Annotated in this window: 14 protein-coding genes; 7 read left to right on the top strand and 7 right to left on the bottom strand. The window is 73.1% G+C overall.

The features are described from left to right. Nucleotides 1-257 precede the first annotated feature (257 nt). Nucleotides 258-905 (top strand): TetR family transcriptional regulator, encoded by a 648-nt coding sequence (locus tag AC067J_RS05525; RefSeq protein ID WP_327678051.1) that lies wholly within the window; start codon nt 258-260, stop codon nt 903-905. Nucleotides 906-1,261: 356 nt separating this feature from the next. On the opposite strand, the gene AC067J_RS05520 is transcribed toward AC067J_RS05525, so the two are convergent. The 6 genes from AC067J_RS05520 to AC067J_RS05495 all read right to left on the bottom strand — a co-directional run bounded on the left by AC067J_RS05520 (nt 1,262) and on the right by AC067J_RS05495 (nt 7,197). After that, on the bottom strand, nt 1,262-2,206 hold the full coding sequence (locus AC067J_RS05520; RefSeq protein WP_478296668.1) for a beta-ketoacyl-ACP synthase III: 945 nt from the start codon (nt 2,204-2,206) through the stop codon (nt 1,262-1,264). Nucleotides 2,207-2,369: 163 nt separating this feature from the next. Further along, on the bottom strand, nt 2,370-3,587 hold the full coding sequence (locus tag AC067J_RS05515; protein WP_478296667.1) for a L,D-transpeptidase family protein: 1,218 nt from the start codon (nt 3,585-3,587) through the stop codon (nt 2,370-2,372). Between the two features lie 137 nt (nt 3,588-3,724). Further along, nucleotides 3,725-4,888 carry an aminofutalosine synthase MqnE gene (mqnE, locus tag AC067J_RS05510; protein WP_478296666.1) on the bottom strand — a complete coding sequence of 388 codons (1,164 nt, stop codon included), beginning with the start codon at nt 4,886-4,888 and terminating at the stop codon, nt 3,725-3,727. A gap of 62 nt (nt 4,889-4,950) precedes the next feature. Next, a complete protein-coding gene (locus AC067J_RS05505; protein WP_478296665.1) occupies nt 4,951-5,913 on the bottom strand; it encodes a threonine ammonia-lyase in 963 nt (320 codons plus the stop codon). Between the two features lie 5 nt (nt 5,914-5,918). Next, on the bottom strand, nt 5,919-6,380 hold the full coding sequence (locus AC067J_RS05500; RefSeq protein ID WP_327678059.1) for an Lrp/AsnC family transcriptional regulator: 462 nt from the start codon (nt 6,378-6,380) through the stop codon (nt 5,919-5,921). A 151-nt stretch (nt 6,381-6,531) separates the two neighbouring features. Continuing rightward, on the bottom strand, nt 6,532-7,197 hold the full coding sequence (locus tag AC067J_RS05495; protein ID WP_478296664.1) for a UbiX family flavin prenyltransferase: 666 nt from the start codon (nt 7,195-7,197) through the stop codon (nt 6,532-6,534). 64 nt (nt 7,198-7,261) lie between these two features. Between AC067J_RS05495 and AC067J_RS05490 the strand changes: the two genes are divergently transcribed. The 5 genes from AC067J_RS05490 to AC067J_RS05470 all read left to right on the top strand — a co-directional run bounded on the left by AC067J_RS05490 (nt 7,262) and on the right by AC067J_RS05470 (nt 11,322). After that, nucleotides 7,262-8,005 carry a cyclase family protein gene (locus AC067J_RS05490; protein ID WP_478296663.1) on the top strand — a complete coding sequence of 248 codons (744 nt, stop codon included), beginning with the start codon at nt 7,262-7,264 and terminating at the stop codon, nt 8,003-8,005. Between the two features lie 146 nt (nt 8,006-8,151). Continuing rightward, nucleotides 8,152-8,868 carry an MOSC domain-containing protein gene (locus tag AC067J_RS05485; protein ID WP_478296662.1) on the top strand — a complete coding sequence of 239 codons (717 nt, stop codon included), beginning with the start codon at nt 8,152-8,154 and terminating at the stop codon, nt 8,866-8,868. A 122-nt stretch (nt 8,869-8,990) separates the two neighbouring features. Next, a complete protein-coding gene (locus AC067J_RS05480) occupies nt 8,991-9,392 on the top strand; it encodes a GntR family transcriptional regulator (RefSeq protein WP_478296661.1) in 402 nt (133 codons plus the stop codon). Nucleotides 9,393-9,433: 41 nt separating this feature from the next. After that, nucleotides 9,434-10,336 (top strand): ABC transporter ATP-binding protein, encoded by a 903-nt coding sequence (locus AC067J_RS05475; RefSeq protein WP_478296660.1) that lies wholly within the window; start codon nt 9,434-9,436, stop codon nt 10,334-10,336. Next, on the top strand, nt 10,333-11,322 hold the full coding sequence (locus AC067J_RS05470; RefSeq protein WP_478296659.1) for an ABC transporter permease: 990 nt from the start codon (nt 10,333-10,335) through the stop codon (nt 11,320-11,322). The genes AC067J_RS05475 and AC067J_RS05470 overlap by 4 nt, the downstream gene beginning before the upstream one ends. 66 nt (nt 11,323-11,388) lie before the next feature. Here the strand turns inward: AC067J_RS05470 and AC067J_RS05465 are convergent, their stop codons facing one another. After that, a complete protein-coding gene (locus AC067J_RS05465; protein ID WP_478296658.1) occupies nt 11,389-11,763 on the bottom strand; it encodes a VOC family protein in 375 nt (124 codons plus the stop codon). A 94-nt stretch (nt 11,764-11,857) separates the two neighbouring features. Between AC067J_RS05465 and AC067J_RS05460 the strand changes: the two genes are divergently transcribed. Then, nucleotides 11,858-12,376, top strand: coding sequence for a GNAT family N-acetyltransferase (locus AC067J_RS05460; protein ID WP_478296657.1), 519 nt, complete (start codon nt 11,858-11,860; stop codon nt 12,374-12,376). The last annotated feature ends 43 nt before the right edge of the window (nt 12,377-12,419 follow it).

Below are 12,419 nucleotides of genomic sequence, written 5' to 3'. Positions count from 1 at the left end.
CGCCCGACACGCCCGGGGGCCCCGGGCGGGGCAGGTGACACCCGAACTGTAATCGTCACTCTCCGTTACTCGACCACCCCTCAGCGGAGGGGTCGTCACCCTGTGGCGTCAAAAGCACACGGGGGGGCGCCGAACCGGGCCCCGGGAGCGCGATGAATATCCGTCCGAAGTGCTTCACGGCCCTATACCAACCCCCATGCGGAGTAATAGTCACATCACCGAATCGCGCCAAGATCGTGCCACGGTAAGCTGACGGCATGACAGGACAAGTTCGCACCGTCGACGGTCGCGTCGCCGGGCGACGCGGACAGGAGACGCGGCAGAAGCTGCTCGACTGCCTCCGCGAGATGCTCAGCACGTCGCCCTATCGGGACGTCAAGGTCATCGACGTCGCCCGTATGGCGGGTACCTCCCCCGCGACCTTCTACCAGTACTTCCCGGATGTCGAGGGCGCTGTCCTCGAAATCGCCGAGGAAATGGCCAAGGACGCCGACAGCCTCAAAGAGCTGGTGGCCGGAAAGTCCTGGGCAGGGAAGTCCGGCACGGCCACTTCGGAAGAACTGGTCGACGGATTCCTCGCCTTCTGGCGCAAGAACGACGCCATTCTCCGAGTGGTCACGCTCGGTGCCGCCGAAGGGGACAAGCGGTTCTTCAAGATCCGCATGACCGTCCTCAACGCGGTCGCCAAGCCACTCACGGAAGCCGTCAAGGAACTCCAGGCGAAGGGCCAGGCCGACAAGTCACTGGATCCGGCCGCAGTCGCCGGGTCACTGGTCTCACTGCTCGCCTCCGCGGCCGAGCACCAGAAGGCCTTCACGTCCTGGGGCGTCAAGGTCAAGGACCTCAAACCCAACCTCGCTCCCCTGGTGTACCTGGGTGTCACCGGCAAGAAGGCGCCCAAGTAGACCGATCCGCTCCGACCCACCTTTCCGCTTCGCGCGGCCCCGGCCTCCTGTCCGGGGTACGACGGACGGCGGCCGTGTCCTCGGGGGAGGTCCGCCGGCGGTCCGCACCGCGCCACGACATGCCGGTGGGCGGGCACCCCTGCAGGGGTGCCCGCCCACCGGCGTTCGTGTTCCCGGGGCCGCCCGGGAGCCCCGGAGGCCCTCAGGGGGCCTCAGGGGGCCTCGGCAGCCGCTCCGGGCCGACTCGGCCGCCTCGGGCCGCCCGACCCGTCCGGACCGCAGCGAGCCGCTTCGGGGCTGCTTCCGCGATGCTTCCGGACCGTTCCGGGCCGCTCGCCGACCGTTTCGGGACCGGCTCAGGGGCAGCGGACCACCTGGCCCGCGTACGCGAGGCCGCCGCCGAAGCCGAACAGCAGCACCGGGTCGCCCGGCGACAGCTCGCCGCGCTCCACCAGCTTGGAGAAGGCCAGCGGAATGGACGCGGCCGAGGTGTTGCCCGAGTCCACCACGTCCCGGGCCACCACCGCGTCGGTGACGCCCAGCCGGGACGCGATCGCGTCGATGATCCGCAGGTTGGCCTGGTGCGGCACGAAGCCCTTCAGCTCGGACGGCTCGACGCCGGCCTTCTCGCAGGCCTCGCGGGCCAGCGGAGCGATCTGCGTGGTTGCCCAGCGGAACACCGACTGCCCCTGCTGGCTGATCACCGGGTCCCAGCCGGTGATCACCACGGCGTCGCCCCGCTCCGGCTCCGAGCCCCAGACCACCGGGCCGATCCCCGGCTCGGCGCCCTCCTCCTGGGCCTCGACCAGCGCCGCACCGGCGCCGTCGCCGAAGATGACGCAGGTGGACCGGTCGGTCCAGTCGATGGTGTCCGACATCCGCTCCGCGCCGATCACCAGCGCCAGCCGCGCCGCACCGGCCCGGATCGCGTGGTCGGCGGTGGCCAGCGCGTACGAGAAGCCCGAGCAGACCGTGTTGATGTCGTACGCGGCGGGTGCGCGCACGCCGAGGCGGGCGGCGACGGCCGCGGCCGTGTTGGGGCTGCGCTCCACCGCCGTACAGGTGGCCACCACGACCAGGTCGACGTCGGCCGCCGACCGCCCACTGTTGGCCAGCGCCTTCTGCGCCGCCTCGGTGGCCAGGTCGACCAGGGTCTCGCCCTCGGCGATGTGGCGCGTCCGGATGCCCACCCGACTGCGGATCCACTCGTCGTCGGTGGCGACCAGCTTCGCCAGGTCGTCGTTGGTGAGGACCTTGGGGGGCTGGTAGTGGCCGAGTGCCACGATGCGCGAACCGGTCATACTGCCCACTCAACCCGGTTACCCACTGGTCAGTCGGGCGTGACCGGCTACAGGATCCGTGCCGGGATGCTGTAGGAGACCGACAAGGACCGTTGCGGCGCCTGGGGCGTCGACCCGGCCGCCCGGACCGCCGACGGGCCCGGCCGGGCGCCGGAGGGCCCGGTCAGGCGGCCAGCGAGGCGGCGTCGCCCATCACGATCACCGGGTGGGCGGCCGGGTCCAGGGTCCGGATCAGCTGCGCCATCTTGTCCTCCGGGACGGACACGCAGCCGTGCGTCGGACCGCCGTGGTCGACGTGGATCCAGATGCCGCCGCCCTTGGTCGAGCCGTCGGGGCGGCGCGGGTCGAGCGGGGAGTTGCCGGGCACCCGGTTGTAGTTGATCGCGACCACGTAGTCGAAGGAGCCGGCGAGCTGCTCCCCGGCGAAGCCCCGGCCGGAGACCACGAAGTTGGCGTCCTTGTCGTACGGCAGCCTGCTGCCCGGGTCGGCCTTGCGGCCGCCGGCGTCGGTGAGCGAGTAGACGCCGATCGGGCTGCGCAGGTCGCCCTCGTTGTGGTCGGTGGTCCAGCCCTTGAACGCGTTGTGGCCCTGCCAGGTCTCGCCGGCCAGCCAGCGGCCCTCGGCGGTGCGGGTCCAGAGCGTCACGGCCGCCTTGTTGGTGTCCTTGCCCGCGCCGGAGGCGAGCACGACCTGGGTGGTCTCGGCGGGTATCCGGGCGGCGAACGCGGCGCCGAGGCCCGGTATCGCGGCCACCGAGCCGTCGGCGCGCGCCTCGCTGCGGTCGGCGGCCGGCTCCCCGGTGTGCCGGGCGTCGGCGGCGGGGGCGGCGGTCGGGGAGGCCTGGTCGGTCACCGGCTGCGCGGCGGCGGTCTGGCCGGCGGTGGTCTGGCCCGCGGCGGGCTGGTCCGGGGTGGCGACGCCGTCGGGACCGGGGCCGTCGGCGCTGGTCACACCCGTCCTGGCGGCGTCCTGGCCGACCGTGTACCAGCCGGCGGCGGCCGCCAGCAGCAGGGCGGTGCCGGCGGTGACGGCCCGGCCGGTGCGCTTCTTCTTCGGCTTGCGCCGGTGGCCGCGGGCGGCGGCCCGGGAGCCGGCGGGGGCGGCCTGCGCCGGCACCGGCACCGGTCCCACCGTCGGCTCGGGACCGGCCGCCGGCTCCGCCGGGTGGGCCTGGAACGGCTGGTCGTACACGTCGTGCTCGGCGAGGCTCCGGTACGCGTACGCCGCGTGGCCGGGGTCGTCCGGGCCCTCGTACCGGCCCGGGTGGGGCTCCTCGTACTGCTGCGGGTACGGCTGCTGGTAGCCGCCGTACGACTGCTGCGGCACCTCGTACACCGGGTCGTACGACGGGTACGCGGTGGAGCGATCGGAACCGGACATGTGGCCGATCCTGCCAAACCCACGGCCCGTTGGGAAACCCGGGTCCTGTGCGGAGCCGGTGAAGAAGCCGCCGCCCGGGCCGGCGGGCGGCCCGGGCAGCGGGAGGGGACGAGCGGAAACCGCTGGTCGCCGAGGGGTCAGAGGCGCATCGCCTGCGGGGTGTCGCGGCGGCCGAGGTCCGGGCCGTCGTACTCGCGGATCACCTCGTAGCGGGTGTTGCGCTCCACCGGCCGGAAGCCGGCGTCGCGGATCAGGCCCAGCAGGTCGTCGCGGCCGAGCTTGTTCGGGGTGCCGAAGTTGTCCGCGTCGTGGGTGATCTTGTACTCGACCACCGAGCCGTCCATGTCGTCCGCGCCGTGGCTGAGCGCCAGCTGCGCGGTGGTGACGCCGTGCATCACCCAGAAGACCTTGACGTGCGGCACGTTGTCGAAGAGCAGCCGGGAGACCGCGAAGGTCTTCAGCGCCTCGGCGCCGGTGGCCATCTCGGTACGGGCCATCAGCTTGTTGCGCACGACGCCGTCCTTGGAGTCGTGGAAGTCGTGCTGGTAGCGCAGCGGGATGAAGACCTGGAAGCCGCCGGTCTCGTCCTGGAGCTCGCGCAGCCGCAGCACGTGGTCGACCCGGTGGCGGGGCTCCTCGATGTGGCCGTACAGCATGGTGGACGGCGTCTTGAGGCCCTTGCTGTGGGCGAGCCGGTGGATCCGCGACCAGTCCTCCCAGTGGGTGTCGTGGTCGACGATGTGCTGGCGGACCTCCCAGTCGAAGATCTCCGCGCCGCCGCCGGTGAGCGACTCCAGGCCGGCGTCGATCAGCTCGTCCAGGATCTCGTCGGCGGGCAGGCCGCTGATCCGCTCGAACCAGTGGATCTCGGTGGCGGTGAAGGCCTTCAGCGAGACGTTCGGCAGCGCCGCCTTCAGCTCCCGCAGCGAGCGCGGGTAGTAGCGCCACGGCAGGGTCGGGTGCAGGCCGTTGACGATGTGCAGCTCGGTGAGGGAGTCGACCTCCATCGCCTTGGCGAGGCGGACGGCCTCCTCGATGCGCATCGTGTACGCGTCCTTCTCGCCCGGCTTGCGCTGGAACGAGCAGTAGGCGCAGGACGCGCTGCACACGTTGGTCATGTTGAGGTGGCGGTTGACGTTGAAGTGGACGACGTCGCCGTTCTTCTGCGTCCGCACGTGGTGGGCCAGGCCCCCCAGCCAGGCCAGGTCGTCGCTCTCGTAGAGCGCGATCCCGTCCTCGCGGGTCAGCCGCTCACCCGCGTAGACCTTCGCCTCCAGCTCGCGCTTGAGCCCTGCGTCCATGCGGTGCCCCGCCTCCTCCGACTTCGAATCCTTGCCGGAACGAGCGTACGCCCCTGCCCGGCTCAGCCCGCGAGCAGCTCCGCGAGCAACGCCGGGTCGATGTTCCCGCCGCTCACCACGGCGGCCGTGTGCCGTCCGCCGGTCTCGGCCGCGCGGTGGAAGTACGCCGCCGGGGCGACCGCGCCGGACGGCTCGGCGACCAGCCGGCCGCGCCGGGCCAGCAGTGCCACCGTCGCGCGGATCTCGTCCTCGGTGACGGTGACGATGTCGTCCACGTAGGCGGTGAGGTGCCGGAACGGCAGCTCGCCGACCGAGGGGGTGCGCAGCCCGTCGGCGATGGTCCGGTAGGTGTCGGCGACCGGCCAGGCCACCCGCTCGCCGGTCCGCAGGCTGGCCTGGGCGTCGGCGGCCAGCTCGGGCTCGACGCCTACCACCCGCACGCCCGGACGGGTGAGCTTGAGGGCTGCGGCCGTACCGGAGATCAGCCCGCCGCCGCTGACCGGGACGAGGACGGTGTCCAGCTCCGCCGGGGCGTCCTCGGCGATCTCCAGGCCCACGGTGCCCTGGCCGGCGATGATGAACGGGTCGTCGTACGGCGGCACCCAGACGTAGCCGTGCCGCTCGGCCAGCTCGGCGGGCACGGTGTCCCGCTCCTCCGGCGGCACCAGCACCACCTCGGCGCCGAACGACCGGGTGCCCTCGACCTTGACCGCCGGCGAGGTGTCCGGCATCACGATCACGGCCTTGATGCCGAGCAGGTCCGCCGCGTACGCCACGGCCTGCGCGTGGTTGCCGCTGGACTGGGCGACCACGCCGCGGGCGCGCTCGTCGGCGCTCAGCGCGGCGAGCCGGTTGTACGCGCCGCGGGTCTTGAAGGCCCCGGTCGGCTGGAGGTTCTCCGGCTTGAGCCAGAGCCGTCGCTCGCCGTCGGCCGCCCAGGGGGCGGGGACCAGCGGGGTGCGCACCGCGACCCCCGCGATCCGCTCCCGGGCCGCGTGCAGCTCCTCCAGACCGACCAGCGCCATCGCCGTCACTCCCCTTCGGCGAGCGGCAGCTCGCTCACCCGGCTCTCCCATTTGGTGGAGAGTACGACGGTCGTACGGGTACGGGCCACACCCTTCGTCCCGGAGATCCGCTTGACGGCCGATTCCAGGCCCTCGACGTCCGGCACCCGCACCTTGAGCATGTACGAGTCGTCGCCGGCGATGAACCAGCAGTCCTCGACCTCGCCCAGGTCCTTCAGCCGGAACGCGACGTCCTCGTGGTCGGCCGCGTCGGTGAGCTGGAGCCCGATCAGCGCCGTGACGCCGAAACCGAGCGAGGCCGGGTTGACCGTCGCGCGGTAGCCGGTGATCACCCCGGCCTGCTCCAGCCGGTTGATGCGGTCCGTGACGCTCGGGCCGGAGAGGCCGACCAGTCGGCCCAGCTCGGCGTAGGACGCACGGCCGTTCTCCCGGAGCGCCTGGATGAGCTGTCTGTCCACCGTGTCCATATACCGTCCGCGTCCTTCCGAACCTCACCAGACCCACAGATCATTATCCGGATTCAAAGGTGCCATGCTCGGACCAACCCGGATATCGCAGAGAACATACTCTCCCGACTCCCGGCGCCTCACTCCCCCTCAGGTCGACCGGTCGGTGTCGTCAGGCCGATCGGCCGTCCTCCCGGGCGGCCGCGCCCAACTCGCCCTCCCACCGCCGGTACAGCGCGTGCGGCACGCCGACCGCGTCCAGCACCCGCCCGGCCACGAAATCGACCAGCTCACGGACGGTGGAACCGCCGGCGTAGAAACCGGGCGAGGCGGGGAGCACGACCGCCCCCTGTGCGTCCAGCTCCACCAGGTGCTTCAACGTCACCCCGTTGAGTGGCGCCTCGCGGACGCAGACCACGAGCGGGCGGCGCTCCTTGAGGGTGACGCTGGCCACCCGTTGGAGCAGGTCCTTGCTCAGGCCGAGCGCGATGCCGGCCACCGCGCCGGTGGTCGCGGGGACGACCAGCATCCCCTTGGCCGGGTACGAGCCGCTGGACGGGCCCGCCGCGAAGTCCCCGGCCGACCAGTACCGGACGCCGTCGAGGCCCTCCTCCGGGACGGCCAGCCAGGCGGCGAGGTCGGTGCGCCAGTGCGCGTCGCGGAAGGAGATGCCGGTCTCGTCGAGGATGGTGAGCCGCGCGGCGCGGCTCACCACGAGGTCCACGGCCTCGCCCGCGGCGAGCAGCGCGCGGATCACGGAGGCGGCGTAGGGCGTGCCGGACGCGCCGGACACCCCCACGACCCAGGGCTGACGTACGGGCTGCTTCGGCTTTTCCATAGTGGTTACTTTTTAACCCACGCGCCCCGCCCGGCCCCGGCCCCGCCCTGGGAGGATGGGCGCCATGGCAGCGACCCTCGTCGACCTCACCCATCAGGTGACCACCGCGATGCCGGTCTACCCCGGCGATCCGGCCGTCGTCCTGGAGCCCGCGCTCACCACCGCCACCGCCGGGGTGAACGTGCTGGCCCTGCACCTCGGCTCGCAGTCCGGGACCCACGTGGACGCGCCGTACCACGTGGACGTCACCTGGCCCACCCTGGACGGCCTGCCGCTGGAGCGGTTCACCGGCCCGGTGGTCGTCGCCGACCTGCGCGGCCTGGAGCCCCGCGCGGCCGTCACCGCCGAGCAGCTCGCGCCCGCGCTGGAGCACGCCGGCGAGGGCACCGTCCTGCTGCTGGCCACCGGCTGGGCCCGGCACTGGGGCACCGACGCCTATCTCGCCCACCCGAGCCTGACCGCCGACGCGGCCGAGGCGATCGTCGCCGCCGGGGTGCGGACGGTCGGCGTGGACGCGCTCAGCGTCGACCCCACGCCCGACCCGGGGCCCGGCGACCCCACGGTGGCCGCGCTGCTCGCCGACCTCACCGACGAACACGACCAGCCGGCCGCCGACGAGCCCACGCTGGCCGCGCACCGGGTCCTGCTCGGCGCGCCCGGCGGCGGCGTCATCGCCGAGAACCTGACCGACCTGCGGCCGCTGCTGGAGGCGCAGCGGGCCGGGCGGCCGGTCGAGATCTCGCTCTTCCCGATCAGGCTGGTGGCGGCCGACGGGGCGCCGGTCCGTGCGGTGGCCCGGCTGGGGTGACCCCGGAGCGGCCCCGCGGTGACCCGGGCACGGCTTCGGAACGGCCCGAGCGGCTCCGGGCCGGCCGGTCGGATCCGCCGAACCGCTTGGCCGGCCCGGCACTTGGTCTAGACCATCCCCGGCGTACGCCGGTACGCTGTCCGGCCATGGCAGAGATCATCGGAGTGATCGAGCAGCTCTGGCGCTACCCCGTGAAGTCCACCGGCGGCGAGCGGCTCGACTCCGTCGAGGTGGACGACCGCGGACTCGCGGGCGACCGCCTCTACGCCGTGCGCGACGGCAACGGCAAGTTCGGCTCCGGCAAGAACACCCGCCGGTTCCGGCGGATGGACGGCCTGCTCCGACTCTCCTCCCGGCTCGGCCACCGGATCGACGGCCCCGAACTGTTCGACCCGCTGGGCCGCCCGGTCGCCGACCCGACCGCCTTCCTGCGCGCCTACCTGCAGCGCGACGACGTCGAACTCGCCCGCGAGGACGCCGTCTCGCACTTCGACCAGCTCCCGGTCAGCGTGCTCACCACCGCCACCCTGGACTGGGTGGCCGAGGCCGCGCCGTCCGCCGTCGTGGACGTCCGCCGGTTCCGCCCCAACATCCTGCTGCGCACGCCGCCCGGCACCCCGCCGTTCGTCGAGGACGAGTGGTTCGGCCGCGAGGGCCGGACCGGCTCGCGCTCCGGCGCCCGGCTCGCCTTCGTCCGGTCCAGCGAGCGCTGCGTGATGACCACCGCCGCCCAGCCCGGGCTGCCGCACGCCCCCGAGATCCTCAAGGCCATCGCCCAGGCCCACGACACCCGCCTGGACGCGCTCGCCGAGGTCGCGACCCCCGGCCGGCTCGCCGTGGGCGACGCACTGTCCCTGTACTGACGGACACCGCCGCCGGACGCGACGTCAGTTCCCTTCCGGCTTCCGCGATCCACCCCCCACGCTCGGCACTTGACTGACCCACGCCTATCCTGTCTTACTGTCGTAGGACAGGAGAACAACTGGTGATCGAGTTCGTGCTCGACGGCCGCTCGCGGGTGGCCACGTACATGCAACTGGTGCTGCAGGTGAAGCAGGCGCTGCGAGTCGGACTGGCGCAACCGGGGGACCGGCTGCCCAAGGTGCGCGACGTGGCCCAGTCCCTGGCGATCAACCCCAACACCGTGCTCAAGGCCTACCGGGAGCTGGAGTTGGAGGGACTCGCCGAGGGCCGGCCCGGGGTGGGGACGTTCCTGGTCCGCACCCTGGCCGGACCGTCGCTGTCCCACCAGGCAGAACTGCGCGACGAGTTGGTGACCTGGCTGCGCAAGGCCCAGGCCGCCGGACTCGCCCGCGAGGACATCACCGCGCTGATCGACACCACCACGCGGGCCACGTTCGACAAGCCGTCGCCGAAGGACGGCTGACCCGGCCGGAGCCCCGCCAGACCGCATCCTTGGGGGAACACATGACGGAAGTCGCTTTGCAGACGGACGGGTTGGGCAAGCGCTACGGCCAGACCTGGGCGCTCCAGGGCTGCTCCCTGCAGCTCCCCGCGGGGCGGATCGCCGCCCTGGTCGGCCCCAACGGCGCCGGCAAGTCCACCCTGCTCCACCTCGCCGTCGGCCTGCTGCGGCCCGACGCCGGACGGGTCCGCGTCTTCGGGCAGGACCCGCGGGACAACGTCGACGCCCTCGCCGACCTCGGGTTCGTCGCCCAGGACACCCCGCTCTACCCGGACTTCACCGCCACCGAGCTGATCACCATGGGCAGCCGGCTCAACCGCCGCTGGGACTCCGCGATCGCCCACGACCGGCTCGGCCGGATCGGCATCCCCGCCGACAAGCCGGTCGGCAAGCTCTCCGGCGGCCAGCGCGCCCAGGTCGCGCTGGCCCTGGCCCTGGCCAAGAAGCCCCGGCTGCTGCTGCTCGACGAACCGGTCGCCGCCCTCGACCCGCTGGCCCGGCACGAGTTCATGCAGGCCCTGATGGGCGCGGTCGGCGAGTACGGCACCACCGTGCTGCTCTCCTCCCACCTGCTCGCCGACCTCGAACGGGTCTGCGACCACCTGATCGTCCTGCAGACCGCCCGCGTCCAGCTCTCCGGCTCCGTGGACGACCTGCTCGCCTCGCACTGCCGGCTGGTCGGCCCGCGGGTCGCCGACGGCGCCGCCGTGCCCGGGGTGGCGGAGGTGGTCCGCGCCAGCCACACCGAGCGGCAGTCCACCCTGCTGGTCCGCACCGACGGCCCGGTCGAGGCCGACCGGTGGGCCGTGCACGACGTCACCCTGGAGGACCTCGTCCTCGCCTACCTCGGCGCCGCCGACACCCGGGCCACCGGCGCCGCCCCGCACCCGGAGGTGGCCGCATGATCTGGCTGACCTGGCGTCAACACCGCAGGCAGGCCCTCTGGACGGCGATCGCGCTGGCCGTCCTGGCCGCCGCCCTGATCCCCACCGGCCTGTCGATGCGCTCCACCTTCGAGGACTCCGGGCTCGGCCCGTGCCTGCGCAAGCTGGGCGGCGCCCAACTCGTGTCCGGCGGCGGCTGCGAGGCGCTCAGCCAGCGCTTCGAGAACCAGTACGGCGCGATGCCCTTCCTCGCCATCCTCTTCGTGCTCCTGCCGGTCCTGGTGGGCCTCTTCTTCGGCTCCCCGCTGGTCGCCCGCGAGGTGGAGAACGGCACCCACCGGCTGGTCTGGACCCAGGGCATCAGCCGCCGTCGCTGGATCCTCACCAAGTTCGGCCTGGTCGGCGCCGTCGCCCTCGTCCTGTCGGTGGTCTACGCGCTGGGCGTCGCCTGGTGGCTGGCGCCGCTGACCGCCAACGGCCTGGGCCGGTTCGACTACCTGCTCTTCGACGTCCAGGGCGTGGCCCCGATCGGCTACACGCTGTTCGCGGTGGCGCTCGGCATCCTGGTCGGCACCCTGAACCGCAAGGTGCTGCCCGCGATGGGCATCTCGCTCGCCGCCTTCGTCGCCGTCCGGGTCCTGGTCGAGACGCTCGCCCGCCCGTACTTCCTGCCGACGAAGACGCTCAGCTACGCGATCGACAGCAAGCTGATGGCCAGCCGCTTCACCGGCTCCTGGGTCTACCAGGAAGGCGTCCGCAACGGCCTCGGGGAACTCGTCCTCCCGGACGGCCGGGTCGGCTGCGACACCGACGGCTCCGGCGACTCCGCCGGGTGCGTGGCCCACTTCGCCCAGCAGGGCTTCGGACCCGCGCCCTACACCAACTGGCAGGAGTACCAGCCGGCCGACCGCTTCTGGACCTTCCAGGTCATCGAGACGGGCCTGTTCCTCGCCCTCACCGCCCTGCTCCTCGTCCTGGCCGTCCGCCGCATCCGCCGCATCGCCTGAGCGGCCGGGTCCGGGCGCTCTCCGGCCGGTGCGGCGGAGAGCGCCCGGGCGCGGGCGTCAGAGGTTTCAGGGGCGCACCGGGAGCAGGCACACGGGGTGGCCGGCGGGGTCGGCGTAGACGCGCCAGCCGCCGGCGTCCTGGAGGAGCGTGCCGCCGAGCGCGAGGACGACCGCTTCGGCGGCGGCCGCGTCGTCGACGTCGACGTCCAGGTGGGCCTGCTGGGGGTGGGCCTGGTCCGGCCAGCGGGGCGGGCGGTGGTCGGCGACCCGCTGGAAGCAGAGCACCGGGCCGCCGGGGACGTGCAGGGTGGACCACCCCTCGCCCAACGACCAGCGCGGGTCCGGCCGGTCCACCTCGCCGCCGAGCAGCCCCGCGTAGAAGCGGGCCAGTACGGCCGGGTCGGGACAGTCGAGGACGATGCACTGCAGACGGCCGATCACGGTCTCTCCTTCGCGGGTCTCCACTGCGCCCATTGTCCCCATGGGGTCATCGTTCCTGCTGGACAGCGGCCGGAACAGGTCGGACCATGATCGGATGATCACAGGAGACGGACCAGTCCAGGCCCCGGCCGTACGGCTGGAGCGGCTCACCCCCGGACACGCGGACGCCCTGCTCGCGTTCGAGCGCGAGAACCGGAAGTTCTTCGCCCGCTCGGTGCCCGACCGCGGGGACGCCTACTTCACCCCGGCCGGGTTCGCCGGACGGCACGCCGCACTGCTCGCCGAACAGGACTCCGGCGCCTGCCACTTCCACGTCGTCCTGGACGCCGCCGGCACGCTGGTCGGCCGGGTCAACCTGGTCGACGCGGCCGACGGCAGCGCCGAGCTCGGCTACCGGGTGGGCGAACGCGCGAGCGGCCGGGGCGTGGCGCGGGCGGCGGTCGAGGAGGTGTGCCGGCTCGCCGCCACCGCGTACGGACTCACCGAGCTCACCGCCGTGACCACCCTCGACAACGCGCCCTCGCGGGCGCTGCTCGCCCGCGCCGGGTTCGCGGTGGTGGGCGAGCAGGACGTCGACGGCCGGCCGGGCACGGCGTACCGGCGCGCGCTCTGATCCGGCGCCCGACCGGTGCGCCGGGCCGGGCCACCCGACCGGT

This window comes from Kitasatospora sp. NPDC042419 (assembly GCF_056437345.1).
Note: the sequence above shows the minus strand (reverse complement) of the source record. Positions and strands in the feature narration are given on the sequence as shown.

Excerpts from the sequence above, each read along its gene's own strand:
- AC067J_RS05525 (WP_327678051.1), top strand. The coding sequence starts at position 258 with ATGACAGGACAAGTTCGCACCGTCGACGGTCGCGTCGCCGGGCGACGC.
- AC067J_RS05520 (WP_478296668.1), bottom strand. The coding sequence starts at position 2,206 with ATGACCGGTTCGCGCATCGTGGCACTCGGCCACTACCAGCCCCCCAAG.
- AC067J_RS05515 (WP_478296667.1), bottom strand. The coding sequence starts at position 3,587 with ATGTCCGGTTCCGATCGCTCCACCGCGTACCCGTCGTACGACCCGGTG.
- mqnE (WP_478296666.1), bottom strand. The coding sequence starts at position 4,888 with ATGGACGCAGGGCTCAAGCGCGAGCTGGAGGCGAAGGTCTACGCGGGT.
- AC067J_RS05505 (WP_478296665.1), bottom strand. The coding sequence starts at position 5,913 with ATGGCGCTGGTCGGTCTGGAGGAGCTGCACGCGGCCCGGGAGCGGATC.
- AC067J_RS05500 (WP_327678059.1), bottom strand. The coding sequence starts at position 6,380 with ATGGACACGGTGGACAGACAGCTCATCCAGGCGCTCCGGGAGAACGGC.
- AC067J_RS05495 (WP_478296664.1), bottom strand. The coding sequence starts at position 7,197 with ATGGAAAAGCCGAAGCAGCCCGTACGTCAGCCCTGGGTCGTGGGGGTG.
- AC067J_RS05490 (WP_478296663.1), top strand. The coding sequence starts at position 7,262 with ATGGCAGCGACCCTCGTCGACCTCACCCATCAGGTGACCACCGCGATG.
- AC067J_RS05485 (WP_478296662.1), top strand. The coding sequence starts at position 8,152 with ATGGCAGAGATCATCGGAGTGATCGAGCAGCTCTGGCGCTACCCCGTG.
- AC067J_RS05475 (WP_478296660.1), top strand. The coding sequence starts at position 9,434 with ATGACGGAAGTCGCTTTGCAGACGGACGGGTTGGGCAAGCGCTACGGC.
- AC067J_RS05470 (WP_478296659.1), top strand. The coding sequence starts at position 10,333 with ATGATCTGGCTGACCTGGCGTCAACACCGCAGGCAGGCCCTCTGGACG.
- AC067J_RS05460 (WP_478296657.1), top strand. The coding sequence starts at position 11,858 with ATGATCACAGGAGACGGACCAGTCCAGGCCCCGGCCGTACGGCTGGAG.